This is a genomic window from Polaribacter sp. 2305UL8-11 (assembly GCF_058147165.1).
In genome coordinates, this window is record NZ_JBYVJW010000062.1 from 1 (window position 1) to 259 (window position 259).

The following is a 259-nucleotide window of genomic DNA, read 5'->3' on the forward strand; positions in this document are numbered from 1 at the left end:
GATTTAAAATAATTTCCTCCTTGAGAAATGTGATATAAAGAAAATAAAGGTTCTTTGCTAGAAACTGTGTTTAAAAGATAACTATGCACGCCTATATCCATGACTTTTTTAATGGTAAACGCATCTTTAGGCATAGAAATAATTACAATTTGAGCAGGATTATTCTCTTCAATTAATTTAGTTGCGTAAGCTATATCATTCATCACAGGCATATCTAGATCTAATAGTAAGATAGCTGTAGGGGTTTCTCTTATATACG

1 protein-coding gene is annotated in these 259 nt (G+C 30.5%); it reads right to left on the reverse strand.

Annotated elements, in window-relative coordinates; all coding sequences use genetic code 11:
• A partial coding sequence (locus ACY2RW_RS16205; RefSeq protein ID WP_490123771.1) for a response regulator occupies positions 1–259 on the reverse strand: 259 nt, incomplete at both ends.